This is a genomic window from Lentzea sp. NPDC036949 (genome assembly GCF_055608075.1).
This window is the reverse complement of the sequence record NZ_JBVJRA010000002.1, coordinates 383805-406273: the sequence shown is the minus strand read 5'-3', so window position 1 is coordinate 406273 and position 22469 is coordinate 383805. Positions and strand designations below refer to the sequence as shown.

Here is a 22469-nt window from a genome sequence, read left to right as displayed (position 1 = left end):
CCGCAGCCGAGCAGTCACGTCATCACGTTTGCCCTGCCCGGCACCGCCAACAAGTCGGTGAGTCCCCCGACAGTGCACGGCGTCACCGCCCGCCGAGCGACTCCTCGACCACGCGCAGCACCCGGTCGGCGGAGGTCAGGAGGTACATGTGCTCACCGGGCAGCTCCCGCAGCGTGAACCCGCGGCTGGTCGCCTTTTCCCACTCGCTGGCCAGCTCGGCGGACACCAGGGCGTCGTGCTCGCCCCGCACCGCGGTGATCGGTGCCGCGAGCGGCACGTCGGTGCTGGGCCGGTAGTCCTCGTGCATCTCCACGTCCGCCCGCAACGTCGGCAGCACCATGCGGCGCACGTCGGGGTTGCCGAGCGCGTCGTCGCGGTGCCCGGCGAGCTCGGCGACCCGGTCGGCGAACTCGTCGTCGGGCAACCCGGTCGCCCGCCGCGTGCGCTGCGTCCACGGTCCCGGTGAGCCGCTGACGACCAGGCTCACGACCTCGGCGGGCGTGGTGTCCGCGAGCAGGTGGGCCAGCTCGTAGGCCAGGACGGCGCCCAGGCTGTGGCCGAAGAGCGCGACCGGGCCGCCGCCCCCGATGTCGGCCAGCACGTCGGGCAGCACACCGCGCGCCGCCACGTGGACGTCGCGGTACGGCTCCTGCCTGACCAGCCGCTCGCGGCCGGGCAGCCGCACCGGGACGATCTCCAGGCCGGCCGGGGCCACCGCGCGCCACTGCCGGAAGAACGCGCTGCCGCTGCCGGCGAACGGCAGGCACACCAGCGGAATGCTGCTCATCAGGTCCTCGTTCCGTTCTGCACCTCGGTGCGCGCCTGCTCGTCGGACAGGGCGCTCACCTCGACGACGAGCTCGGCGACCGCGTCCACGTCGATGCCTTCGGTCGCGCCGAGCTGGCGCATGTAGGCGGCGAGCGCGCGCACCGTCCGCGCCGCGAGGAAGCCGGGGATGTCCAGCTTGATGCGGAACAGCTCCCTGATCCGCGACACCGCCTGGGTGGCCAGCAGGGAGTGACCGCCCAGCTCGAAGAAGTCGTCCACCGCGCCGATCCGCGGTGCCGCGAGCAGTCCCGACCACAGGTCGGCGAGCACCTGCTCCAGGTTCCCCTCGGGCGGGGTGTAGTCGCTCCGCGCGGCGCCCGCACCGGGCACCGGCAGCGCCGCGCGGTTCAGCTTCCCGCTGGGCAGCAGGGGAAGCCGGTCGAGCACGACGTAGGCCGACGGCACCATGTGGTCCGGCAGGCGTTCGGAGAGGTAGTCGCGCAACGCGTTCGCCTCCGGCCGCTCATCACCGCGCGGCGTCACGTAGGCCGCGAGCCTCCGCTCGCCGACGGAGTCGGTGTAGGCCAGCACCACCGGCTCGTTCACCCCGGGGTGGCCGGCGAGCGCGTTCTCGATCTCCCCCAGCTCGATCCGGAACCCGCGGATCTTCACCTGGAGGTCCAGCCGGCCGAGGAAGTCGAGGTCCCCGTTGGGGAGGAACCGCGCGTGGTCGCCGGTGCCGTACATCCGGCCGCCCGGCTCCGGGCTGAACGGGTCGGGCACGAACCGCTCGGCGGTCAGCCCCGGCCGCCGCCAGTACCCGCGGCCGGGACCGGCTCCGCCGACGAACAGCTCCCCCGCCACCCCGACCGGGACCGGTTCGCCGTGCTCGTCGAGGACGTAGAGCCGGTGGTTGGGCAACGGCCTGCCCCAGGGCACACCGGCCGGACTGCGCCCGGTCACCGGGTGGGACGTGCTGCAGTAGGACACCTCGGTCATGCCCGCGAGGTTGAGCAGGCGCACACCGGGGACGAGCTCGGCCAGCCGGGCGGGCAGCGCGGGCGGCATCCGGTCACCGCCCAGACCGACCGCCCGCAACACGACACCGGGCATGCCGCCGCGCCCGTAGGTGTGGTTGACCAGCATGTCCAGCAACGCCGGCGCCGAGCTCCACGCGGTCACCCGCTGCCGCTGCAACAGCTCCAGCAGCTGCTCCGGGTCGGTGGTCTCGATGTCACCGGGCACGACGATCGTCGCGCCCGCGGCCAGCGTGCCGAAGACCTCGTAGACGGACATGTCGTAGTTCAGCGAGGAGATCGCCAGCATCCGGTCAGCGGGCTGGAGCCCGTAGGCCCCGTTGACGCCGTGCAGGGTGTTGGCCACCCGGCCGTGCTCGTTCGCCGAACCCTTGGGGCGGCCGGTGGAGCCCGAGGTGTAGATGACGTAGGCGAGGTTCGCCTCGGTGACGACGGGCTCGGGTCGTTCCCGCGACAGCTCCTCGATGCGGGTGGCCTCGGTGTCGAGGCACACCAGCCGGGGTCCGGCGGTGTCGTCGCCGACCCGCATGCGGTCGGGGTCGGCCACCGAGGCGTGGGTGAGCACGAGCTCCGCCCGGGCGTCCTCGGCCATGTAGGCGACCCGCTGGCGGGGGTAGAACGGGTCGAGGGGCACGTAGCCCGCACCGGCCTTCAGGATGCCGAGCACCGCGACGATCATCAGCTCCGAGCGCGGCAGGGAGACGCCGACCAGCTGCTCCGGTCCGACGCCCTCGGCGCGCAGGAACCGGGCGAGCTGGTTCGCCCGCTCGTCCAGCTCGCGGTAGGACAGCGTCCGGTCGCCGAAGACCACCGCCGGAGCGTCGGGCGCGCGGTCGGCCTGCTGCTCGAAGAGCCCGTGCAGGGTGCCCGCGGTCCGCGCCGGTGCCGCCGAGCCGCCACCGCTGAACTCCGCCACCACGCGGGCGCGTTCCTGCTCGGTGGCGATCGGCAACCGCGAGATCCGGGTGTCCGGAGCGCGCAGCCCGGCCGCCAGCAGCAGGTCGAACGCCGTCATCATGCGCCGCACGGTGCCGGCCTCGAACAGGTCGAGGCTGAACTCGGCGCGACCGGCGATGCCGCCGTCCGCGTCCGGCACGAGGTCGAGGGACAGGTCGAACTTGGTCGACTCGGTGTGCAGGTCCAGCACCTCCACCCGGACGCCGGGCAGCTCCAGCGCGGACATCGGCACGTTCCGCAGCACCAGCAGCGTCTGCACCAGGGGGACGGTGCCCGCGGACCGGTCGGCGACGGTCTCGGCGACCATCCGCTCGAACGGCAGGTCCTGGTTGGCGTACGCGGCGAGGCAGATCTCGCGGGCCGTGCGGACCAGTTCGCGGAAGGTCGGGTCCCCGGACGTGTCCACGCGCAGCGGCAGGGTGTTCACGAAGAACCCGACCAGCGGCTCGACGTCCACGTGCACGCGGTTGGCCACCGGGGAGCCGATGATCATCTCCGGCTGGCCGCTCCACCGCCGCAGCAGCAGGGCGTACGCGGCGAGCAGCACCATGTACTGGGTGGCCTGCTCGGTCTCGGCCAGCCGGTCCACGGCGCGGACGGTGTCCGCGGTCAGGTGCAGGGGGACCGAGGCGCCGTGCGAGGTCCGTTGTGCGGGACGGGGTTTGTCCGCGGGCAGCTCCAGGACGGGTGCCCCCGCGAGGAGGTCCCGCCAGTACTCCAGCTGACCGGCGCCGGGCCGGTTGCGCTGCCAGACCGCGAAGTCCGCGTACTGCACGGCCAGCTCCGGCAGCGGCGACGGCTCGCCGGCCGCGAACGCCCGGTAGAGCGTCGTCAGCTCGTGCTGCAGGACGCCGAGCGACCAGCCGTCGGACACGATGTGGTGCAGGCTCAGCAGCAGCACGTGCTCGTCGTCGGCGACCCGCAGGACGCTGGCCCTGATCAGCGGTCCGCGCGCGAGGTCGAACGGCAGCCGGACCTCCTGCTGGTAGCGCTCGCGCACCTCGGCTTCCGCGGCCTCCCCGCCCAGCTCCACCAGGGGGATGCTCAGCGGTTCGGCGGGCAGCACCACCTGGTGCGGCAGGCCGTCCCGTTCGACGAACACCGTCCGCAGCACCTCGTGCCTGCGCACGATCTCGTCGAGCGACCGGCGCAGCGCGCCGACGTCCAGCCGTCCGGTGAACCGCACCGCCGCCGGCACCACGTAGGCCACGGACCCGGGATCGGCCTGGTCGAGGTACCACAGCCGTTCCTGCGCGAACGAGCACGGCAGCGGGTCACCGGTCCGCGGGATAGCCGGGATGCCCGCCGCCGACGCGGCCCTGCGCGCCAGCTCCGCACCGACCAGCAACCGCTTCTCCGGTGACAGGCCGCGCAGCACCTCCTCCAGGTCGATGTCCGCCGCGTCGTACTCGCCCACCACATCTGCCATTCACGCAGGATCGGGTTCGCGCGACCCTTCCGGGAAGACGGGGATTCTCCCGACTGCCGGGGTCAGAGCGCCGCGGCGACGGCGGCCATCCGGTCCACTGTGGCCAGTTGGTCCGCCAGCAGCGCGGTCGTCCGCCCGGCCAGCGCCCTGCCCGCGGTGGCCGGGTCGTCGCGGCCGGTGGCGACCATGATGCGGACGGCGGACCAGTGGTGGGCGATCCGGTCGACCTCGCGGGCGAGCGTGAGCAGCGGTCGCTCACCGAGCCGGCGACCGGCCGCAGCGAGGTAGTCGCCGTGCAGGCCGGTCACCGCGAGGGCGACACCGGCCACGACGAACACCTCGTCCACGACGGACGCGTCACCGCCGGACAGACGTGCGGCCGCCTCGCGCAGGAAGCGTTCCTGACCGGGCAGACCGCGGTGGTCCGACGACCCGTCGTCCGCGCCTCGCAGGCCCTCCAGGTTCGCCGTCATGATCTCGCGGAGGCGCTCGCGGGACGCGGGACCGGTGTGGCCGCTGACGGTCACGTCCAGCCAGCGGTTGCCGATCGGGTTGGCGGTGAAGAACATGTCGCGGCTGTGCCGGACCGGGTTGGCCGAGTCACGTGCCGCGGTCAGCTCCTCGATCCGGATCTCCCCCAGGAACCTGGGCGGCACCGGGTCGCACACCGACACCGTGCCGCGCTCCTCGTCGAAGCCGTGCACCACGAGCAGGTGGTTGGTGTGGACGTCCTGGTAGGCCGGGCGGAACGGGAGGAAGTAGTTGTCCGCGGCCACCGCGACCGGTGTGCCCGCCAGCACCCTGGCCCGCACCTCGTCCCAGCCCTGCTCGGGCGAGGACGGTGCGTGCCAGGTGGACGTCACGTCGTGGAACGGCGCGAGGCTCGCGAACAACGACCGCTGCCCGCAGGGGAAGTAGTACTCCTCGCGGCGCATGTCACCCGCGGTGTAGTCGAACCCCCAGGCCGCGCCCAGCAGGTCCAGCGGGTCCGCGCCGTGGAAGCCCAGCAGCACGCCCGCGGTGGCGTGCAGGCAATGACCGAGGTCGTGGCGCCAGTGCGCGATGCCCGGCAACGAGGCTTTCATCCGACCGCCTGCAGGGTGAGGGCGAAGACGTGCAACGCGGGGTTGTCCGGCAGGACGAGCGCGACGACGCCCGACGGGACCGTCAGCGGGACGCGCTGGGCCCAGATGGCGGGCGACGTCGTGCGCTGCACGTGCCGGGGGTAGTGCATGTGCCGGCAGCGGAACGCGAGCACCTCGCCGAAGCGGGGTTCGGTCTGCGGCCAGAAGTCCGACATCCGCAGCCACTGGCCGCGCACCGAGCCGTCCGCGTAGTGGACCTCGACGAGGTCCTCGGTCCGGCGTTCCGCGGCACCGAGCACGTGCACCCAGTCCCAGTCGCCGGCGGGGACGTCGACGCGCTGGCCGCGGCAGCGGACGTTGTCCGCACCCGCGACCGGGAACAGGAACGGCACCTCGCCGACCACCGCCGTGCCACCGGCGGGTGGGAGCTCGGCCGCAGGGAAGGTGTTGCCCCAGATGTTGAAGCCGCCGCCGTCGAGCCTGTCCTCGCCGGTCAGCCCGGTGTTGTTCAGGTGCGGTGCAAGGGAAAGCGGTCGCATCATGACAGGGCCGTCCCCAGCAGGCGGACGCCCGGCAGCACCGGCAGTTCCACGGCGAGCAGCTCGGCGCGCCGGGGCACCCCGATGCGGGCGACCGGCGTGCCGGGCAGCGAGCGCAGGAACTCGGGGTCGACGGCGTCGCGGTAGTGCAGCCACACCGCGGCCTCCCCGACCGGTGCCGACAGGTGGAGGTGCACCCAGTCGTACCGGCCGGGTCCGACCTCGACCAGCCTGCCGTCGAGCGGCAGGTCGCACGGGCTGAACGTGAGCTGTGCGGCGGTCATGCCGGGTTCACGTCGACGAGGAGCATGTCCCGCACGGTGCGCCCACCGGCCGGGTCGAGGATCGAGATCGGCGACGCCTCGTGCCAGATGGCCGTGTCGTCGACCAGCACCGACTCCAGCGGGTCGCGCAGGGTGAAGCGGACCTCCGGCAGGCCGTCCCGGTAGATCGTCGACTCCCCGCCCGCGCTGTTCTCCCTGCGCACCAGGTGCATGCCGACGAACGAGTGCCCGTCGCGGTGCCGTCCCTCCGGCGTGGGCAGGCCGGGTTCACCCGGCACGGCCACGATCCGGATCATGTGCAGGCCCACCGTCCACTCCGGACAAGACCGGACCAGAGCCGCGAGGGCGAGGTCGGTCGAGATCAGGTCGTGCAGGCACGGGTTGGTGAGGAAAGCGGGCTCGATCGGGGCGAACAGGCGCTCGTTCGACCGCCACATCGGGATGCTGTCCTGGCGGAACGCCCGGTGCGGCAACGGGGTCAGCTCGAAGCCCTCGCCCACCGGCGCTGCCGCGAGCCGGCCGTACCGGCGGTACCGGTAGCTGCCGCCGTCGACCAGCGCGTCGTCCCGGATCAGGTCCTCCCAGCCGGCGCGGAACTCGGCGAACTCGGCGCCGCCGGTGTCGACCGGGAAGTCCGTGCCGGACAGGCGGACGAAGCCCTCGGCGGCCAGGCCCGCGACGAGCTCCGCCGTGGCCGGCCCGGTTGTGCGAACGTTCTCGGGCACTGGCCCTCCTCAGTGGTCGACCCGGATGCGGGCGCGGTGGGACTCGTCGGACGGTGCTGCCGGGTACCTCGCTGCCGCCGGCGGCGCTGGGGACGTCACAGCGACGGCACCTCCACGGCCGCCAGCACGTCGGCGCGCAGCTGGGCGAGCACCACGTCGGGGAGGTCGCGGGGGAAGAAGTGGCCGCCGTCGAAGGTGTGGACGCGCGCGTCGCCCTCGGTCTCCGCCAGCCACGCGTCCGCTTCGTCGTCGCCCACCAGCGGGTCCGCCGCGCCGCGGTACACCCGCAGCGGGCAGCGCAGCGGTGGCAGCGGTTCCGGTTCGAAGGTGTTGACCAGCGTGAGGTCCGCGCGCAGCATCGGCAGGAAGTACTCGAGGAACAGCGGGTCGAGCGCGGTCTGCGCCGGGAGGCCCTCGGAGCGGGTGATCAGCTCGTGCAGGCCCTCATCCGTGGTCTCGCTGTACCACCGCGGTGAACGCAGGCGGGTCGGCGCCGCGGCCGCTGCCACGACCAGGCCCCGCGGTTCCCGCGGCAGCCTGCGGCAGAGCTCCCAGCCGACGATGCCGCCCATGCTGTGGCCGAACACCACCAGCGGCAGGTCGTCGAGCCGCCCGAGCTCGGCGACCAGGACCGGTACCAGGGCGCCCATGTCCGTCAGCGGTGGCTGCAGGCTCCGCGCGCCGCGGCCGGGCAGCTCCACCGCGACGACCTCGACCTCGGGGCCCAGGACCGCGGGCCACCGGTGGTAGAGCTGAGCGGACCCGCCACCGGGCGGTAAGCACACCAACCTCGCCTTTGCCCGCCCAGGTGGCGAGAAGCGCTGCAGCCATTCCGTCACGTGTCGAGGTTCATCCGGTCCGGATGTCCGGACAAGTCGGTGACGTTCCCGACAGGCCCGGTGTTACAGGTCGAACTCCCCCGGCGCGAGGCTGCGGGCCAGGCAGAACTCGTTGCCCTCCGGGTCGGCCAGCACGACCCAGGAGCGGCCGTCGCCCTGGCCGACATCCACAGTGGACGCACCGAGCGCGAGCAGCCGGTCCAGCTCGGTCCGCTGGTCGCTGTCGATCGGGGTGATCTCGAAGTGCACCCTGTTCTTGCCGCCGTCCTTGCCCTCGGGCACCTGGACGAAGGACATGCTCGGCACGGCGGGCGCGCGGCGCAGGTCAGCGAGCCGTTCCGCGTCCGGCGCCTCGGGGTCGGGGCCGATCTCGACCACGGTGCCGTTCTTGTCCTCGTAGACGACGTAACCCAGGACGCCGCACCAGAACTCGGCCAGCCGCCGCGGGTCCACGCTGTCGATCGTCGTCCATTCCAGCCTGCTCGTCATGTACAACGCCCTTGTCCGTCGATGTCCTTTGAGCTCGAACACTGTCCCACAGGGCTCAGGCCGGCTTCAGGGTGAGGTGCTGCCGTGCCGCCGCCGTCACGGCGTCGCGGCTGAACGGCCACGCGGTGGTCTCCCCGCGCTGCCACAGCGGCAGCTGGTCGTCGTAGTGGTCGTCGAACGCGTGGCCGGAGGCGCCGGTGAGGTTGACCCACCGGGAGGCGTCCAGGTCGGCCCAGTCCACGACCATCCGCATGGACGGCACCCAGTTCACCTGGTAGGTCTTCTTCGCGTTCCAGCCGGTCGCGTTCACCGTGGCGGGTCCGCCCGCGACACCGCCCGGTTCGCGGTTGAGCAGCCACTGGACCGGCGCGGGGCCGGTGCCCAGCGTCTGGTTGCGCACCGTCAGCTGGTGCAGGTCGCCCCACCTCCACGCGGCCGGGTCGGCGCCGAGCCGGTCGCGCAGCTCGGCGTTCGCGTCGTCCATGGCCGCGCGCAGCACGGCGTCCCGGCCGGTGAGGGCGCGCTTGGTGTTGTGCCAGAAGTCGTCGTCGGGGCGGTTCAGCAGGTCGCGGACGACCTCGAACCACTGGCCGCCGCCGTCCACGTCGACCTTGGGCGCGCCGTTGGTGAGCTTGTCCACGAACATCAGCTGCAGCAGGTTGCGCCAGACGGCGTTGAAGTAGGCGGCCGCGGCGGAGTCGGCGGGCTGGGTGAAGTCCCAGCCGCGCAACAGGTCCCGCGCCTTCGCCGTGTCACCCTCGACGGGCACCCGCAACAGGTGCGGGGTCAGGTTCGCGGCATTGGCGTTGCGGGTGTCGAGCTGGATCCGCTGCATCGCGGCCGCGTCCAGCTTGCCGCCCTGCTTGATCAGGTCGGTGATCCGCTGGCTGCGGTTGCCGTCACCCCAGTCCTTGGTGATCAGGTGCGGGTAGGACGGGTCGGTCACGGCGTTGTTGGCGTTCACGAAGTACCCGCCCGCGGGGTCGAGCGCGCTGGGCAGCTGCTCGAACGGCAGGTACCCGGCCCACTCGGTGGCGCTGGTCCAGCCGGGCACCGGGAACCGCCCGTCGCCCTGCTTGCGAACCGGGATGAGCCCGGGCACCTGGTAGCCGATGTGGCCCTCACGGTCGGCGTAGAGCATGTTCTGCGCCGGTGCCGCGAACAGCGACGCGGCCTCGCGGAACGAGGTCCAGTTGCGGGCGAGCGCCAGCTGGAACACCGCGTCCAGGGTCCTGGCCGGTTGCAGCGCGGTCCACTTGATCGCGACGGCGTGCTCACCGGCCTCGACGCCGGGCACCCTGCCCTGCGCGCCGGCGTTCTTCAGCCGGTCCACCACGTCGGACAGCAGCGGGCCGTGCCCGGTGGACCGGACCGTGATCGTCCGGGGTTGGGCCCCCGCGACCTTGATGACCTCCTGCCTGGTCTCCAGGGGCTTCTGCACGCCGTCGTACTCGTAGGTCGAGCCGGTGACGCGTTCCAGGTACAGGTCCGTGACCGCGGGGTCGAGGTTCGTCAGGCCCCACGAGACGTCCCGGTTGTGGCCGATGACCACACCGGGCATGCCGGAGAACGTGAAGCCGCTGACGTCGAACGGGCACTCCTGGCCGACCGAACGGCAGTGCAGGCCCATCTGGTACCAGATGCTCGGCATCGCCGGTCCGAGGTGGGGATCGTTGGCCAGCAGCGGTTTGCCGGACTTGGTGAGCTTGCCCGACACCACCCAGGCGTTGGACCCGATGCCCTGGCCGCGCGGCCCGAGGACGCCGTCGAGCGAGCTCGCGGCGTCGGCCGCGTTGTCCAGCGCCGCCGTGAAGGCCGCCTTCTCGGCACGTCCGGCGCCCTGCGGCACGGTCGCGTCGGAGGCGGCGGGCACGCTGGGCTCCCAGCGGCTGTAGTCGTACTCGGGGAACAGCCGCGCCACGGTGTCCGCGGGCAGGCTCGCGGACAGCATCGCGCGCCTGGTCTGGTAGGTGACCGTGCCGCTGAGGTCCCAGGCCATGGCCTTGAGCCAGGCCACCGAGTCCACCGGGGTCCACTGCTCCGGCACGTACCCCGGCGTGATCACCCCGAGGACCGCGTACTCCACGCTCAGCTCGGACCCGGAGTGCTCGGCGAGGTAGGCGTTCACGCCGTCGGCGTAGGCCTGCAGGTGCTCGCGCGTGCTCGCCGAGAGCATGCCGTACTCCTGCTCGGCGACCCGGCGCCAGCCCATCGTCCGCACGGTCGCGTCCACGGTCACCTGGTCGGCGCCGAACAGCTCGGAGAGCCGCCCCGCGGTGATGTGGCGGCGGACGTCCATCTCCCAGAACCGGTCCTGCGCGTGCGTGTAGCCCTGCGCGAGGAACAGGTCGTAGGGGTTGTCCGCGTAGACCTGCGGCACGCCGTACTGGTCGCGCAGCACCTCGACCGGTGCGCGCAGACCGGGCACGGCCAGCTCGCCGTCCGTCGTCGGGAACGAGTTCCGCACGGTCCAGGTGACGAAGAGGCCCGCCGCGGACGCCACCACGACCAGGACCACCACGAGGCACCAGGCGGTGATCCGCAGCCGTCGCAGCCACGTCGATCTCGGTCGCGCCGGCGGGACGGTCTCGGCCGCGGTGTCCGGGGTGCTCGCCACATCTACCACCCGTGGAGCATCGCCGCGCCCGCGTGCGGGGCAAAGTGAGGGGTTCTCCTGACTTAACCGGTGTCCGCGCGGGTGGAAGGCTCGCGGCGTGGCTACCGACACCGCCGTGCGCACCGGACCCGGCCGCGACTTCCGGCGGTTCTGGGCCGGTGACGTGGTCTCCCAGTTCGGTTCCCGGATCACCGAGTTCGTGCTGCCGCTGCTCGTCGTGACCACCCTGGACGGATCGGGCACGCAGGTCGGCCTGTTGCAGGGCCTGTACCTGTGCCCGTTCTTCCTGCTGCCGCTGCTCGCTGGCGTCTGGCTGGAGCGGCGCGCGAAGCGGCCGGTCATGATCGCCGCGGACCTCGTCCGGTTCGTGGTCGTGCTGTCCGTGCCGGTGCTGGCCCTGCTCGGCCTGCTGACGCTGCCGCTGCTGTACGTGATCGCGGTGGTCGGCGGCACGATGACGGTGCTCTACGACATCGCGGCGACCAGCTACCTGCCCCTGCTCGTGCGGGGCGGTGCGCTCGCGTCGGCCAACAGCAGGGTCCTGGCAGGCCAAGCCGCCGGTGCGACCGGCGGACCCGGTCTCGCGGGCTGGCTCAGCGCCCTGTTCGGCCCGGCAGCGACCCTCGTGTTCGACGCGTTGTCGTACCTGACCTCGGCGAACGCGTTGCTGCTGATCCGCCACCGCGAGCAGGTCCCGCCGCCGTCCCCGCGCAACCTCCGGCGTGAGGTGACCGAAGGGCTCCGCGCGGTGCTGCACAACCCGCCGGTCCGGGCGTTCGCCGTCCACGCCGGGATCTACAACGCCGCCACCGCGATGACGACCGTGGCGTTCCTGATCTACTTCGTGCGCGAGCTCGGGCACAGCTCCGCCGCGTACGGGCTGATCATGCTGTGCGGCGGGCTCGGCGGCATCTGCGGCGCGCTGACCACGCCCGCGTTGATCAGGCGGCTCGGCTACGGGCGTTCGATGCTGGTCGTGCTCGTGTTCTCCACGTCGTCGTACTTCCTGCTGCCGCTGGCCGACGGCGGCCGTCTGGACTCGGTGCTGTGCGGCCTGGCCTACTTCCTCGGCTCGGCCGGTGCCGCGGGCGGGACCGTGGTCGCGTTGACCGTGCGGCAGAAGACCACGCCGCCCGAGCTGCTCGCACGGATGAACGCCAGCTACCGGCTGTTCGCGTTCGGCATGCTGTCGCTGGGTTCGGTGGTCGCGGGTTTCCTGGTCGACGGGGTTGGCGCGCGCACCACTCTGGTCATCGCGCCGATCCTGCTGCTGTTGTCCGCCATCCCCGCGGCCAGCCGGCCGATCCGCACGATCCGCCACCTGGACTGACGTGAGGGCGGCCCGGCGCACCGGGCCGCCCTCACGTCACGATCAGCGGTAGGAGCGCAGGAGGTCGGTGAGGCAGGTCGTGCCGAACTCCAGTGCGTCCACGGGAACGCGCTCGTCGACCGTGTGCAGCAGGCCGCGGTAGTCGGTGCCCGCCGGGAGCCGCAACGGGAGCCAGCCGTAGCAGCGGATGCCGAGCTGGGCGAACAGGCGGGCGTCGGTCGAGGCCGGCGAGACCATGGGCAACGGCACGGCGTCCGGGTCGGCCTTGGCGAGGATCTCGGCCATCGTGTCGTAGAAGCCGCCGAACTCGGGTTGCCGGATCCGTTCCGGCCGGACCATCGAACCCTCCAGCAGCAGCTCGTGCTCGAAGTCCTCGACGGCGAGCTCGCGCAGCTCACCGACGAAGTCCTCGACGGTGAAGTTGCCGGGCAGGATCCGGCCGTCCAGGTCGACGGTGATCTCGCTGGGCACGACGTTGATCTTCTCGGTCGTGCGGACGATCGTGGGGTTCGCGGTGTGCCGCAGCACCGAGTCCAGCCGCAGCGCCTCCCGCAACGGCAGGCCCTCCGGGCGGGGGTCGCCGGTCTGGTCCGCGCGGTACCGGGCCACCTGCTCCGACAGCGGTGACGGCAGCGCGCCCGCGAGCACCTCCAGCATGCGGTCCGCGGCCGAGGTCTGGTGCCGCGGCATCCGGGTCCCGGTCAGCGTGGCGAGCAGCCGGCCCAGGCGTGCCATCGGCGAGTCCGGCGGTGCCAGCCGGGAACCGTGCCCGCCCGGACCGCGCAACGTCAGGCGCAACCAGCAGGCCCGCTTCTCGGCCACCACGATCGGGTGGAACCGGTGGCCGGGGAGGTCGATGCCGGCACCGCCCTCCTCGCCGATCGCGTACTCCACGCCGTCGAACAGCTCCGGGTGCTCGTTCACGAGGTAGCGGGCGCCGACCGCGCTGCCCGCCTCCTCGTCGGCCACCACGGCCAGCAGGACGTCACCGGCGGGGCGCTCGCCCGCGGCCGTCAGGCGGGACAGGGCGGACAGCATCATCGCCAGGCCGCCCTTCATGTCGATCGCGCCCCGGCCCCAGACGTGCCCGTCGACGATCCGCGCCTCGAACGGCGGGTGCGTCCACTGCTGGCCGTCCACCGGCACGACGTCGGAGTGCGCGTGCAGCAGCAACGGCGGTGCCTCGCCGCGGCCGGGGAACCGCGCGACGAGGTTCAACCGCTCGGGGTCCGGGCCGAGCACCTTCAGGTCCACGTCCACGCCGGCGAGCAGCCGCCGCAGGTGGTCGACGACGGCGGTCTCCCTGCCGGGCGGGTTGGTGGTGTCGATCCTGATCAGGTCCCGCAGCAGCGGCACCGGTTCGTCGGCGAACGACATGGGAGGTCCGTCCTTCTTCGTCAGGTGAGCAGGGCGACCACGCGTGCGGCCAGTTCCTGGACGTCGCCGTCGTCGGGCCGCAGCACCAGCTCGGGGTGCTCCGGCGGTTCGTACGGGTCGTCCACGCCGGTGAACCCCGTGATCTCGCCACGGCGAGCGCGCGCGTACATGCCCTTGGGGTCGCGGGACTCGCACACTTCGACGGGGGTGTCGACGTGCACTTCCCGGAACGCCAGACCGGTGTCGGCGTGCCGGGACCGCACCTGGTCGCGGTCGGCTCGGTACGGGCTGATCAGCGCGACGATCGCGACCACGCCCGCGTCGGCGAACAACCGGGCGACCTCGCCGACCCGGCGGACGTTCTCCGCGCGGTCCTGCGCGCTGAAGCCCAGGTCCGAGTTCAGGCCGTGGCGCAGGTTGTCGCCGTCGAGCAGGTAGGCGGGCCGGCCGGCCGCGACCAGCAGGCGCTCGACCTCCGCGGCGATCGTGGACTTGCCCGCGGCCGACAGACCGGTCAGCCACACCGTGCACCCCGGCGTCGTGCGGGCCACGTCGGTGCGGTGCCAGACGACGGTGGGTGCGGCGGGCCGCAGGACCATGCCGGCGCCGACGGTGTCGTTGGTGGCCTCGTCGATGAGCACGAAGCTGCCGGTCGCCCGGTTGCGCCGGTACACGTCGTAGGCCAGCGGGGCGTGCGTGTGCAGCGTGACGCGGCCGATCTCGTTGAGCGACAACGACTCCGCGGACTCGTCGCGGTGCAGGGTGGTGATGTCGAGCCGGTAGCGCAGGGCCTGCACCGTGGCGCGGACCTCCTGCGTGGTGTGCTGGACGAGCAGCCGCGAACCGGGTGAGAGCGCGGACCGGTCGCCGAGCCAGCAGACCATGGCCTCGACGTCCCTGCCGACCTCGGGCCGGTTGCCGGGCTTGCAGATCATGTCGCCGCGCCGCACGTCCACGTCGTCGGCCAGCCGCACGGTGACCGCCTGGGGCGCGAACGCGTACGGCAGCGCTCCACCGCCGGGCCGGTGGATGGCCGAGATCGTCGAGGTCACGCCGGAGGGCAGCACGACGACCTCGTCACCCTCGCGGAACGTGCCGCCGCCGACGGTGCCCGCGTAACCGCGGAAGTCGCCGTGGCGCACCACGTACTGCACGGGCAGCCGGGCGTCGACGAGGTTGCGGTCGGACGCGATGTGCACGTTCTCCAGGTGGTGCAGCAGCGGGGTGCCCTCGTACCAGGGCATCTGCGTGCTCCGCTGCACCACGTTGTCGCCGTGCAGCGCCGAGACCGGGATGAACGTGACGTCCGCGACGTCGAGCCGGGACGCGAACTGCTCGAACTCCGCGCGGATCTCGGCGAACCGGGCGGCGGAGAAGTCCACCAGGTCCATCTTGTTCACGCACACGACCAGGTGCGGGATGCCCAGCAGGCTCGCGACGAACGCGTGCCTGCGGGACTGGTCCAGCAGCCCCTTGCGGGCGTCCACCAGGACCAGCGCGAGGTCCGCCGTGGACGCGCCCGTGACCATGTTGCGGGTGTACTGCAGGTGACCCGGGGTGTCGGCGATGATGAACCGGCGCCGGGGCGTGGCGAAGTGCCGGTAGGCGACGTCGATGGTGATGCCCTGCTCGCGTTCGGCGCGCAGGCCGTCGGTGAGCAGCGCCAGGTCCATCGCCGTGCCGCGGGCCTCGCTGGCGCGCTCGATCGACGCCAGCTGGTCGGTGAAGATCGCCTTCACGTCGTAGAGCAGCCGCCCGATGAGGGTCGACTTGCCGTCGTCCACGCTGCCTGCCGTGGCCAGGCGCAACAGCTGGGGGTCCATCAGAAGTACCCCTCCCGTTTGCGATCCTCCATGCCGGCTTCGGAGATCCGGTCGTCGGCGCGGGTCGCGCCGCGTTCGGTCACGCGGGTGACCTCGGTCTCCGCGACCACCGCGGCCGGTGTGTCCGCTGTGGACTCCACGCAGCCGGTGCAGGTGGCGTCGCCGACCGTGCGGAACCGGACCGTGGCCTCGTACGGCCGCTCCCCCGCCTCCAGCCGCAGGAACCGGGTGTGCGCCAGCAGCATCCCGTCGCGTTCGACCACCTCGCGGCGGTGGGAGTAGTACAGCGACGGCAGGTCGATGCCCTCGCGGGCGATGTAGGACCAGATGTCGAGCTCGGTCCAGTTCGACAGCGGGAACACCCGCAGGTGCTCGCCCCTGCGGTGGCGGGCGTTGTAGAGGTTCCACAGCTCGGGCCGCTGGTTGCGGGGGTCCCACTGGCCGTGGTCGTCGCGCAGGCTGAAGACGCGTTCCTTGGCGCGGGCCTTCTCCTCGTCACGGCGGGCACCGCCGAACAACGCGCCGAACCGGTGTTCGGCGGTGGTCCGCAGCAGGGTCGTGGTCTGCAGGCGGTTGCGCCCGCCGGAGCCCTCCACCACCCGGCCCGCGTCGATGTCGTCCTGCACGCGGCCCACCACCAGCCGCACGCCGGTCCGGCGCACCACCTCGTCGCGGAACTCGACCACCTCGTCGAAGTTGTGCCCGGTGTCGATGTGGACCAGGGGGAACGGTGGCGGCGCCGGCCAGAACGCCTTGACCGCCACGTGCAGCATCACCATGGAGTCCTTGCCGCCGGAGAACAGCAGCGCAGGCCGCTCGACGGTCGCGACCACCTCGCGCAGCACGTGCACCGCCTCGGCCTCGACCGCGTCCAGGTGCGACAGCACGTAGTCCTCCGCGACGGCCACTACACCCCCATCGCGCGGCGCAGGCTCAGCGGCCGCATGTCCGTCCAGACGGTCTCGACGTGCGCGAGGCACTCGCTCTTGGTGCCGGTGACGCCGACCTCGCGCCACCCGGACGGCACCTCGCGGTACGTCGGCCAGATCGAGTACTGCTCCTCGTGGTTGACCACCACGGTGAAGCGGGTGCCGTCCTCGTCCTCGTCACGCATGTCCATCCTCCATCTCGGTTTCCCGCTGGTCAGCCAGCGACCGCAGGACCGCCGCCAGCTCGGCGGCGTGAGCGGTCTGCATCATGCTGAAGTGGTCGCCCCGCACGGCCGTGGTCCGGACCTCGCCGTCCACAACGGACTCCCAGCCCGCCGCGGTGGTGCCGGAGCCGTGCGGCACCAGGAGGTCCACGACGCCGCGGTGGCGTTCCGGTCGCCACACCGACACGGCCGTGGTCAGGTCGGTGAAGGTCTTCGCCCTGGCCAGCATCTCGGCGCGCTGCCCGTCCGGCAGCAACCCGGCCTCCGCCAGGGCGTCCAACGCCCTGGCGTACTGGGCATCGGGTTCGAGTGCGCTGAGCTCGGCGACGTCCAGGGTCACCTCGGCGCCCGAGGCCGCCGCCACGCTGCGCACGAACCCGTCGACCGCGAACGGCAGCGGAACGGCGACACCGGTGTCCGCGGGGGCGACCGTGTCGAGCAGGGCCAGCAGTCCGACGTCGCCGAGCTCGGCCGCCACGGCCACCGCGAGGCTGCCGCCCAGTGACCAGCCGACGAGGTGGTACGGGCCCTCCGGCCACCGCTGCCGGATCGCCGACGCGTAGCCGCGGGCCAGCTCCGCCACGTCGGGCGAGGCGCCCTCGGGCAGCTCGATCGCGTAGCACGGCCGGTCGCCCAGGTGCTTGCTCACCGGCACGTACGGCAGGGACGACCCGGTGCTCGCGTGCAGGCAGATCAACGGCCTGCGGGTGCCGGACTCGTTCAGGGGCACGATCGCGCCACCGTCCTCGGCGGTGCCCGCGGCGACGCCGGCGAGCTCGCGGACGGTCTGGTGCTGGAACAGCTGGCGCGCGGTGATCGGCACGCCTCGCCGGTTCGCCTTGTCCACCACCAGCACCACGGAGATCGAGTTGCCGCCGAGGTCGAAGAAGCCCGTCAGGACACCGACCGGTCCCCCGCCGAGCACCTCCTGCCAGATCTCGGCGAGCACCCGCTCCGTCGCGGTGGCGGGCGGCTCGTAGGTCACGTCCGGTCCGGCCGCGCCGGGGTCGGGCAGCCGCTTGCGGTCGACCTTCCCGTTGGGCGTCAGGGGGAACGCGTCGAGCCAGGTGAACCGGGCCGGGACCATGTGCTCGGGCAGCAGGTCCCTCAGGTGGCGCCGCACCTGGGCGTCCGTCGGCCGCGTGCCGTTCTCGGGCACCAGGTAGGCCGCGAGGTACTGGCGTCCTGCCTCGCCCCTGGCGGCGACGGCGGCCGAGCGGACCGCGGGGTGGTCGAGCAGCGCGGCCTCGACCTCGCCGAGCTCCAGCCGGTGGCCGCGGATCTTGACCTGGTCGTCGGCCCGGCCGAGGAACTCCAGCTTGCCGTCGGCACGGCGGCGGGCCAGGTCACCCGTGCGGTAGAGGCGCCGGCCGCCCCCGGCGAAGGGGTCGGGGACGAACCGCTCCGCGGTGAGACCGGGCCGGCGGTGGTACCCGGCCGTGACGCCGTCGCCGCCGAGGAACAGCTCCCCCGCCACGCCGATGGGCTGCGGCTGCAACCGGTGGTCCAGCACGTAGGCGGCCTCGTTCGCCAGCGGCGTCCCGATGGTCACCTCGTCCACGACGCGGTCCGCGGTCGACCACACCGTCGTCTCCGTCGGGCCGTACATGTTGTGCAGCTCGGCGGGGGTGATCTCGCGCAGCCTGCGGGCCAGGTCGGCGGTCAGCGCCTCACCGCCGACGAACAGCACCTTCAGCGACGCCAGGGCCTCGGCCGCGTCCTGCGCACCGGCGAGCAGCCCCGCCAGCGTCGGCGTGCACTGCAGGTGGGTCACGTCGTGCGCGCGGATCAGCGAGGCGAGGCTGTCGTCGCGCCGGGCACCGGTGAAGGCGCGGCGGACGGTGTCGACGTGCGGCAGGGCCGCGAGGACGTCGTCGGTCGCGATGCCGAAGTCGACCAGGCACGCGATCTCGTCGACGCCCAGCTCCGCGAGCCGCTCGGCGAACCGCACGCACTCCTCCGGGGTGCCGAACAGGCCACCGGACTCCATGTACCGGTCGGCGGCGTGTTCGAGCAACGCCAGCCGGTCGTCCTCGCTGAGCGTGTCGAACTCCAGGCCCATCTGCTTGGCCAGGCCGCGCAGCAGGTCCAGCGAGGTGCTCAGGTACCGGGTGAACGGGCCGCGGGCCACGTCCAGCGCGCGGTCTCGGTCCGGGTCGATGAACGTGTGCAGCATCAGCGCCACGTGCCCGCCGTCGGTGCCGTGGCGTTCCCGCCAGGCTTCGCGGTAGACGGCGATCTTCCCGGCGAGCGCGTCGAGGTCCTGGCCGAGCATGTGGGTGAGCAGGCCGAGTCCGGCGTGCCCCGCCGCGCGGAACGTCTCCGGGCTGCCCGCGGCGCTCAGCCACATCGGCAGCTCGGCCTGCACGGGCGCGGGCCGGATGCGGACGTCGACCTCGGCACCCTCGCCGGCGGGCATGCGCACGCTCTCCCCGCGCCACAGCGACCGCACGGTCTCGACGCCGTCGAGCATGATCTTCTTGCGTTCGCCGTAGTTCTCCGGCGCGAACACGAAGTCGTTGCGGTGCCAGCCGGACGCCACCGAGATGCCCACGCGGCCGTCGGACAGGTTGTCGACGACGGACCACTCCTCGGCCACCCGCACCGGGTTGTGCAGCGGCAGCACCACGCTGCCCGCGCGGATCGAGATCCGGTCGGTCGCCACGGCCAGCGCCGCCGCCATGACCGACGGCGCCGGGTAGAGCCCGCCGAAGGCGTGGAAGTGCCGTTCGGGCGTCCAGACCGAGCTGAACCCGTTGCGGTCCGCGTACTTCGCGCCTTCCAGCAGCAGCCGGTAGCGCTCGCTGCCGGGCGTGCTGGAGTCGTCGCTCGCGAAGTAGAACAGGCCGAAGTCGAGCTTGCGCGTGGGCCGCGCGGTCTGCCCGCCCAGCATGGTGTCGGTGTTCGCCTCGGCGACCACGACGGTGTAGCCCCTGGCCAGCGTCCACAGCAGCTCGACCACGGAGATGTCGAACGAGATGCTGCTGACCGCGAGCCACACGCCCGGATCGCGGGTGCCCAGCCGCCGGTCCAGCTCCCCGTACAGGGTCATGACCTCGCGGTGGTCGACCATCACGCCCTTGGGCTGACCGGTCGAGCCTGAGGTGTAGCAGACGTACGCCAGCATCTCCGGCGCCACCGCGGTCTCCGGCGCCGTGTCGGGTTCGCCGCTGACCTCGGCCACGTCGACCAGCGGGACGCCGTGCTCGGACATCGCGGTCTTGCTCTGCTCGTCGACGAGGACGGCGACGGGGGCCGCGTCCTGGAGGACGAACCCGAGCCGGGCGGCCGGGTACCTCGGGTCCAGCGGCACGTACGCCGCACCGGCCTTGAGCACGCCGAGCAGCGCGGCGGTGGTGTCGACCGACCGGCCCACGGCGACCCCGACCAGGCTGCCCGGTCCGGCGCCGGCGGCGAGCAGCCGGTGCGCGACCTGGTTCGCCCGGCACCGCAGCTGCGCGTAGGTCAGCGAGTCCTCCCCGCTCACCACGGCGGTCGCGTCCGGGGTGCGCTCGGCCTGGGCGTCGAAGGCCTCGTGCACGGTGCCCGCGGGGACGGGTGCGCTCGTGTCGTTCCAGTGCACGGTCAGCCGGACGCGTTCCGACAGCGGCAGGAGCTCCAGCTCGGACAGCCGGGCGTCCGGGCGGGAGACCGCGGACTCCAGGAGCTGGCGGGTGTGCTGCAGGAACCGGTCCATCCGGTCGCGGTCGAACAGCTCGGTGGCGTACTCCAGGCCCAGCTCGACGCCGCCCGCGGACCGCTCGGCGACGCTGAGGGTGAGGTCGAAGCGCGCGGTGCCGGTGTGCAGGGCGACGCCCTCGACCTCGACGTCGCCCATCCGCACGGACTTGAGGTGCTCGTCGACCTGCAGCAACGCCACCTGGAACAGCGGGTTGGCGCCCGCGTCGCGGTCCGGCCGCAGCTCGTTGACCAGCTGGTCGAACGGCATGTCCTGGTGCGGGTGCGCGGAGTAGACGGTCTCCTGGGCGCGCGCCAGCAGCTCGCGGAAGTTCGGGTCGCCCGCGGTGGACACCCGCAGCACCACCGTGTTCGCGAAGTAGCCGATCAGCCGCTCCAGCTCCGGCCTGGTGCGACCGGAGAACGCGGTTCCGGCGACGATGTCGTGCTGGCCGGTGTACCGGGAGGACACCGCCGCCAGCGCGGCGAGCATCAGCGGCAGCACCCTGGTCGGTTCGGGGCCGCCCAGGGCTTGCAGCTCGCGGTGCAGCCGTGCGGGCAGGACGTGGTGGACGGTGTCGCCCGCCCAGGTCGGGGCCGCCGGTCGCGGCCGGTCGGCCGGGAACCGCAGGGTGTCCAGGTCCGCCAGGGCCGTGCGCCAGTACTCCAGCGACGCGGCGCGCCGCGCAGTGGCCTCCTGGCCGTGCTGCCAGGCGGCGAAGTCGGCGTACTGGATCGGCAGCTCCGCCAGCACGGCGGGCCGGCCCGCGCGGGCGGCGCTGTAGAGCTCGATCAGCTCCCTGGTGAGGATCTCGGTGGACCACGCGTCGGTGGCGATGTGGTGCAGGGCGAGGACGAGCAGGTGGTCGTCGGCCGCCAGCCGCACGAGGTCGGCACGCAGCAGCGGGTCGCGCTCCAGGTCGAACCGGCGGCGCCCGGCCGCGGCCAGCAGGTCGGCCGCCCGGCGTTCGCGGTCCTCGAACTCCCGCAGGTCCGTCGCGGTGAACAGGCCGGTTCCGGGTGGGCCGACGAGCTGGCGCGGGCCGTCGGACGTGTTGACGTACCGGGTGCGCAGGCTCTCGTGCCGGGCGACCAGCTCGGCGACCGCGTTCCGCAGCAGCGGCACGTCGAGCTCGCCGCGCAGGCGCATGGCCAGCGGCGTGTTGTAGATCGGCTTCCCGTCCGCCCACTGGTGCAGGAACCACAGCCGCTGCTGCGCGAACGACAGCGGCAGCGGCTCGTCCCGTCCGACGGCGGGAATCCGGTCGGCCTCGCGGGCGGCGGCGCGCTGGGCGCGGAGCTCGGCCACGAGTGCGGCGCGCTGCTGGGCCGTGAGGTTTCCCAGCCGCTCTTCAGTGCTCTCGTGCATCGCGCTCCTCACAGCTCGGCCGCCCTGCCCAGGCAGACTGTCCTGCGGGCGGACACCCCGGCCAGTCCGGGGATTCCCCTACCCGCCACCAGGCCAGGAACTCCGGCCGGTCCAGCCTGGGCTGGGCGAACGAGCCGATCACCGCGGCGGGCTCCGACCAGCTCCGCCGCACCGGCGCGACGTCGGCGAGCGGGGCCCAGTCAGCGCCCCGCAGCACCCCCAGGTGGCGGTTCCTGTCCACCTCGACGGAGATCCCGTCGGGCGCCGGCGCCGTGACGCACACCGTGCCGCCGGCCACCGACCACCAGGACCGGACGGTTCCGGGCGTGTGGTCGGGTTCCGGGTAGTCCTGCGCCCTCACCGGTTCGCCGAGCAGCAGCTCCATGTGCACTTCGGACAACGGCTTGTCGTCGGCGGGGAAGTGGTGGACCGTCCGGTAGCCCGCGCGGGCGTAGAACGCCGGGTTGCCGCGTTCGACCACGGCGTCGAGCACCACTCGCGCCGCCCCCTCGGCGCGCGCACCGGCTTCGAGCGCCCGCAGCAGCCGCCTGCCCACGCCGAGCCCGCGGGCTTCGGGTGACACGGCGAGCCGGCGCACGCACCAGTCCCGGCTGTGCGCCCGCACCGCGCCGACGACCCGGCCACCGGCCGTCGCGGTCCACAGGTGGTACCCGGCGGCCAGGTCGGCGCGCACGTCGTCCGCCGTCTCCCGGGCGCCGTCCGCGACCGGCAGGCCCGGCACCAGGTCTCCCGCCCAGTAGGCGGCCCTGGTCACGGCGGCGACCTCATCGGCCAGCCGGTCGGCCGGTCGCAGGGCCTCCGCGACGGTCAGAGTGTCTGATGTGGACACACGGCACCTCCCCCGCCGCAGAGTGGCACGCCGGGACCGTGCCGGACCTGTAGGGGTATTGCCGGACTCGTCCGGCTCCCGCGGTCTGGACAGGGTGGAGGCTCGCCCACGGGCAGCCGA

Annotated in this window: 16 protein-coding genes; 1 reads left to right on the top strand and 15 read right to left on the bottom strand. The window is 72.9% G+C overall.

Annotated features, from left to right (window positions below; genetic code table 11):
• Positions 1-82: 82 nt before the first annotated feature.
• The 9 genes from ACZ7CD_RS07835 to ACZ7CD_RS07795 all read right to left on the bottom strand — a co-directional run bounded on the left by ACZ7CD_RS07835 (position 83) and on the right by ACZ7CD_RS07795 (position 10769).
• A complete protein-coding gene (locus tag ACZ7CD_RS07835) occupies positions 83-787 on the bottom strand; it encodes a thioesterase II family protein (RefSeq protein ID WP_470378568.1) in 705 nt (234 codons plus the stop codon).
• The gene (locus tag ACZ7CD_RS07830) at positions 787-4191 is read right to left on the bottom strand and encodes a non-ribosomal peptide synthetase (protein WP_470378567.1); all 3405 of its coding nucleotides are present in this window, start codon (positions 4189-4191) and stop codon (positions 787-789) included. Before ACZ7CD_RS07830 ends, ACZ7CD_RS07835 begins: the two co-directional genes overlap by 1 nt.
• A 62-nt stretch (positions 4192-4253) precedes the next feature.
• Positions 4254-5276: a BtrH N-terminal domain-containing protein gene (locus tag ACZ7CD_RS07825; protein WP_470378566.1), complete on the bottom strand. Its 1023-nt coding sequence runs from the start codon at positions 5274-5276 to the stop codon at positions 4254-4256.
• A complete protein-coding gene (locus ACZ7CD_RS07820; protein WP_458432366.1) occupies positions 5273-5818 on the bottom strand; it encodes a hypothetical protein in 546 nt (181 codons plus the stop codon). The genes ACZ7CD_RS07825 and ACZ7CD_RS07820 overlap by 4 nt, the downstream gene beginning before the upstream one ends.
• Positions 5815-6099 carry a hypothetical protein gene (locus ACZ7CD_RS07815; RefSeq protein WP_360383638.1) on the bottom strand — a complete coding sequence of 95 codons (285 nt, stop codon included), beginning with the start codon at positions 6097-6099 and terminating at the stop codon, positions 5815-5817. Before ACZ7CD_RS07815 ends, ACZ7CD_RS07820 begins: the two co-directional genes overlap by 4 nt.
• Positions 6096-6824, bottom strand: coding sequence for a 2OG-Fe dioxygenase family protein (locus tag ACZ7CD_RS07810; RefSeq protein WP_470369167.1), 729 nt, complete (start codon positions 6822-6824; stop codon positions 6096-6098). The genes ACZ7CD_RS07815 and ACZ7CD_RS07810 overlap by 4 nt, the downstream gene beginning before the upstream one ends.
• Positions 6825-6919: 95 nt before the next feature.
• A complete protein-coding gene (locus ACZ7CD_RS07805) occupies positions 6920-7663 on the bottom strand; it encodes a thioesterase II family protein (RefSeq protein WP_360383643.1) in 744 nt (247 codons plus the stop codon).
• A gap of 63 nt (positions 7664-7726) precedes the next feature.
• A complete protein-coding gene (locus ACZ7CD_RS07800; RefSeq protein ID WP_360383646.1) occupies positions 7727-8152 on the bottom strand; it encodes a VOC family protein in 426 nt (141 codons plus the stop codon).
• 55 nt (positions 8153-8207) lie between these two features.
• Positions 8208-10769, bottom strand: coding sequence for a penicillin acylase family protein (locus tag ACZ7CD_RS07795; RefSeq protein ID WP_470378565.1), 2562 nt, complete (start codon positions 10767-10769; stop codon positions 8208-8210).
• Positions 10770-10866: 97 nt separating this feature from the next.
• Between ACZ7CD_RS07795 and ACZ7CD_RS07790 the strand changes: the two genes are divergently transcribed.
• On the top strand, positions 10867-12099 hold the full coding sequence (locus ACZ7CD_RS07790) for an MFS transporter (RefSeq protein WP_470378564.1): 1233 nt from the start codon (positions 10867-10869) through the stop codon (positions 12097-12099).
• 42 nt (positions 12100-12141) lie between these two features.
• Here ACZ7CD_RS07790 and ACZ7CD_RS07785 read toward each other — a convergent pair whose 3' ends face one another.
• From ACZ7CD_RS07785 to ACZ7CD_RS07760, 6 genes are read right to left on the bottom strand one after another with little or no spacing between them, the layout of a single operon-like run.
• Positions 12142-13476, bottom strand: coding sequence for a M20/M25/M40 family metallo-hydrolase (locus tag ACZ7CD_RS07785; protein ID WP_470378563.1), 1335 nt, complete (start codon positions 13474-13476; stop codon positions 12142-12144).
• A gap of 20 nt (positions 13477-13496) precedes the next feature.
• Positions 13497-15299, bottom strand: coding sequence for an adenylyl-sulfate kinase (gene cysC / locus ACZ7CD_RS07780; RefSeq protein WP_360383655.1), 1803 nt, complete (start codon positions 15297-15299; stop codon positions 13497-13499).
• Positions 15299-16207: a sulfate adenylyltransferase subunit CysD gene (gene cysD, locus ACZ7CD_RS07775; protein ID WP_360383657.1), complete on the bottom strand. Its 909-nt coding sequence runs from the start codon at positions 16205-16207 to the stop codon at positions 15299-15301. The genes cysC and cysD overlap by 1 nt, the downstream gene beginning before the upstream one ends.
• Positions 16207-16413: an MbtH family protein gene (locus ACZ7CD_RS07770; protein WP_360383660.1), complete on the bottom strand. Its 207-nt coding sequence runs from the start codon at positions 16411-16413 to the stop codon at positions 16207-16209. The genes cysD and ACZ7CD_RS07770 overlap by 1 nt, the downstream gene beginning before the upstream one ends.
• Positions 16406-21499, bottom strand: coding sequence for an LLM class flavin-dependent oxidoreductase (locus ACZ7CD_RS07765; protein ID WP_470378562.1), 5094 nt, complete (start codon positions 21497-21499; stop codon positions 16406-16408). Before ACZ7CD_RS07765 ends, ACZ7CD_RS07770 begins: the two co-directional genes overlap by 8 nt.
• Entirely contained in the window at positions 21483-22349 is an 867-nt protein-coding gene (locus ACZ7CD_RS07760; protein ID WP_470378561.1) for a GNAT family N-acetyltransferase, read from the bottom strand. Before ACZ7CD_RS07760 ends, ACZ7CD_RS07765 begins: the two co-directional genes overlap by 17 nt.
• Between the last annotated feature and the right edge of the window lie 120 nt (positions 22350-22469).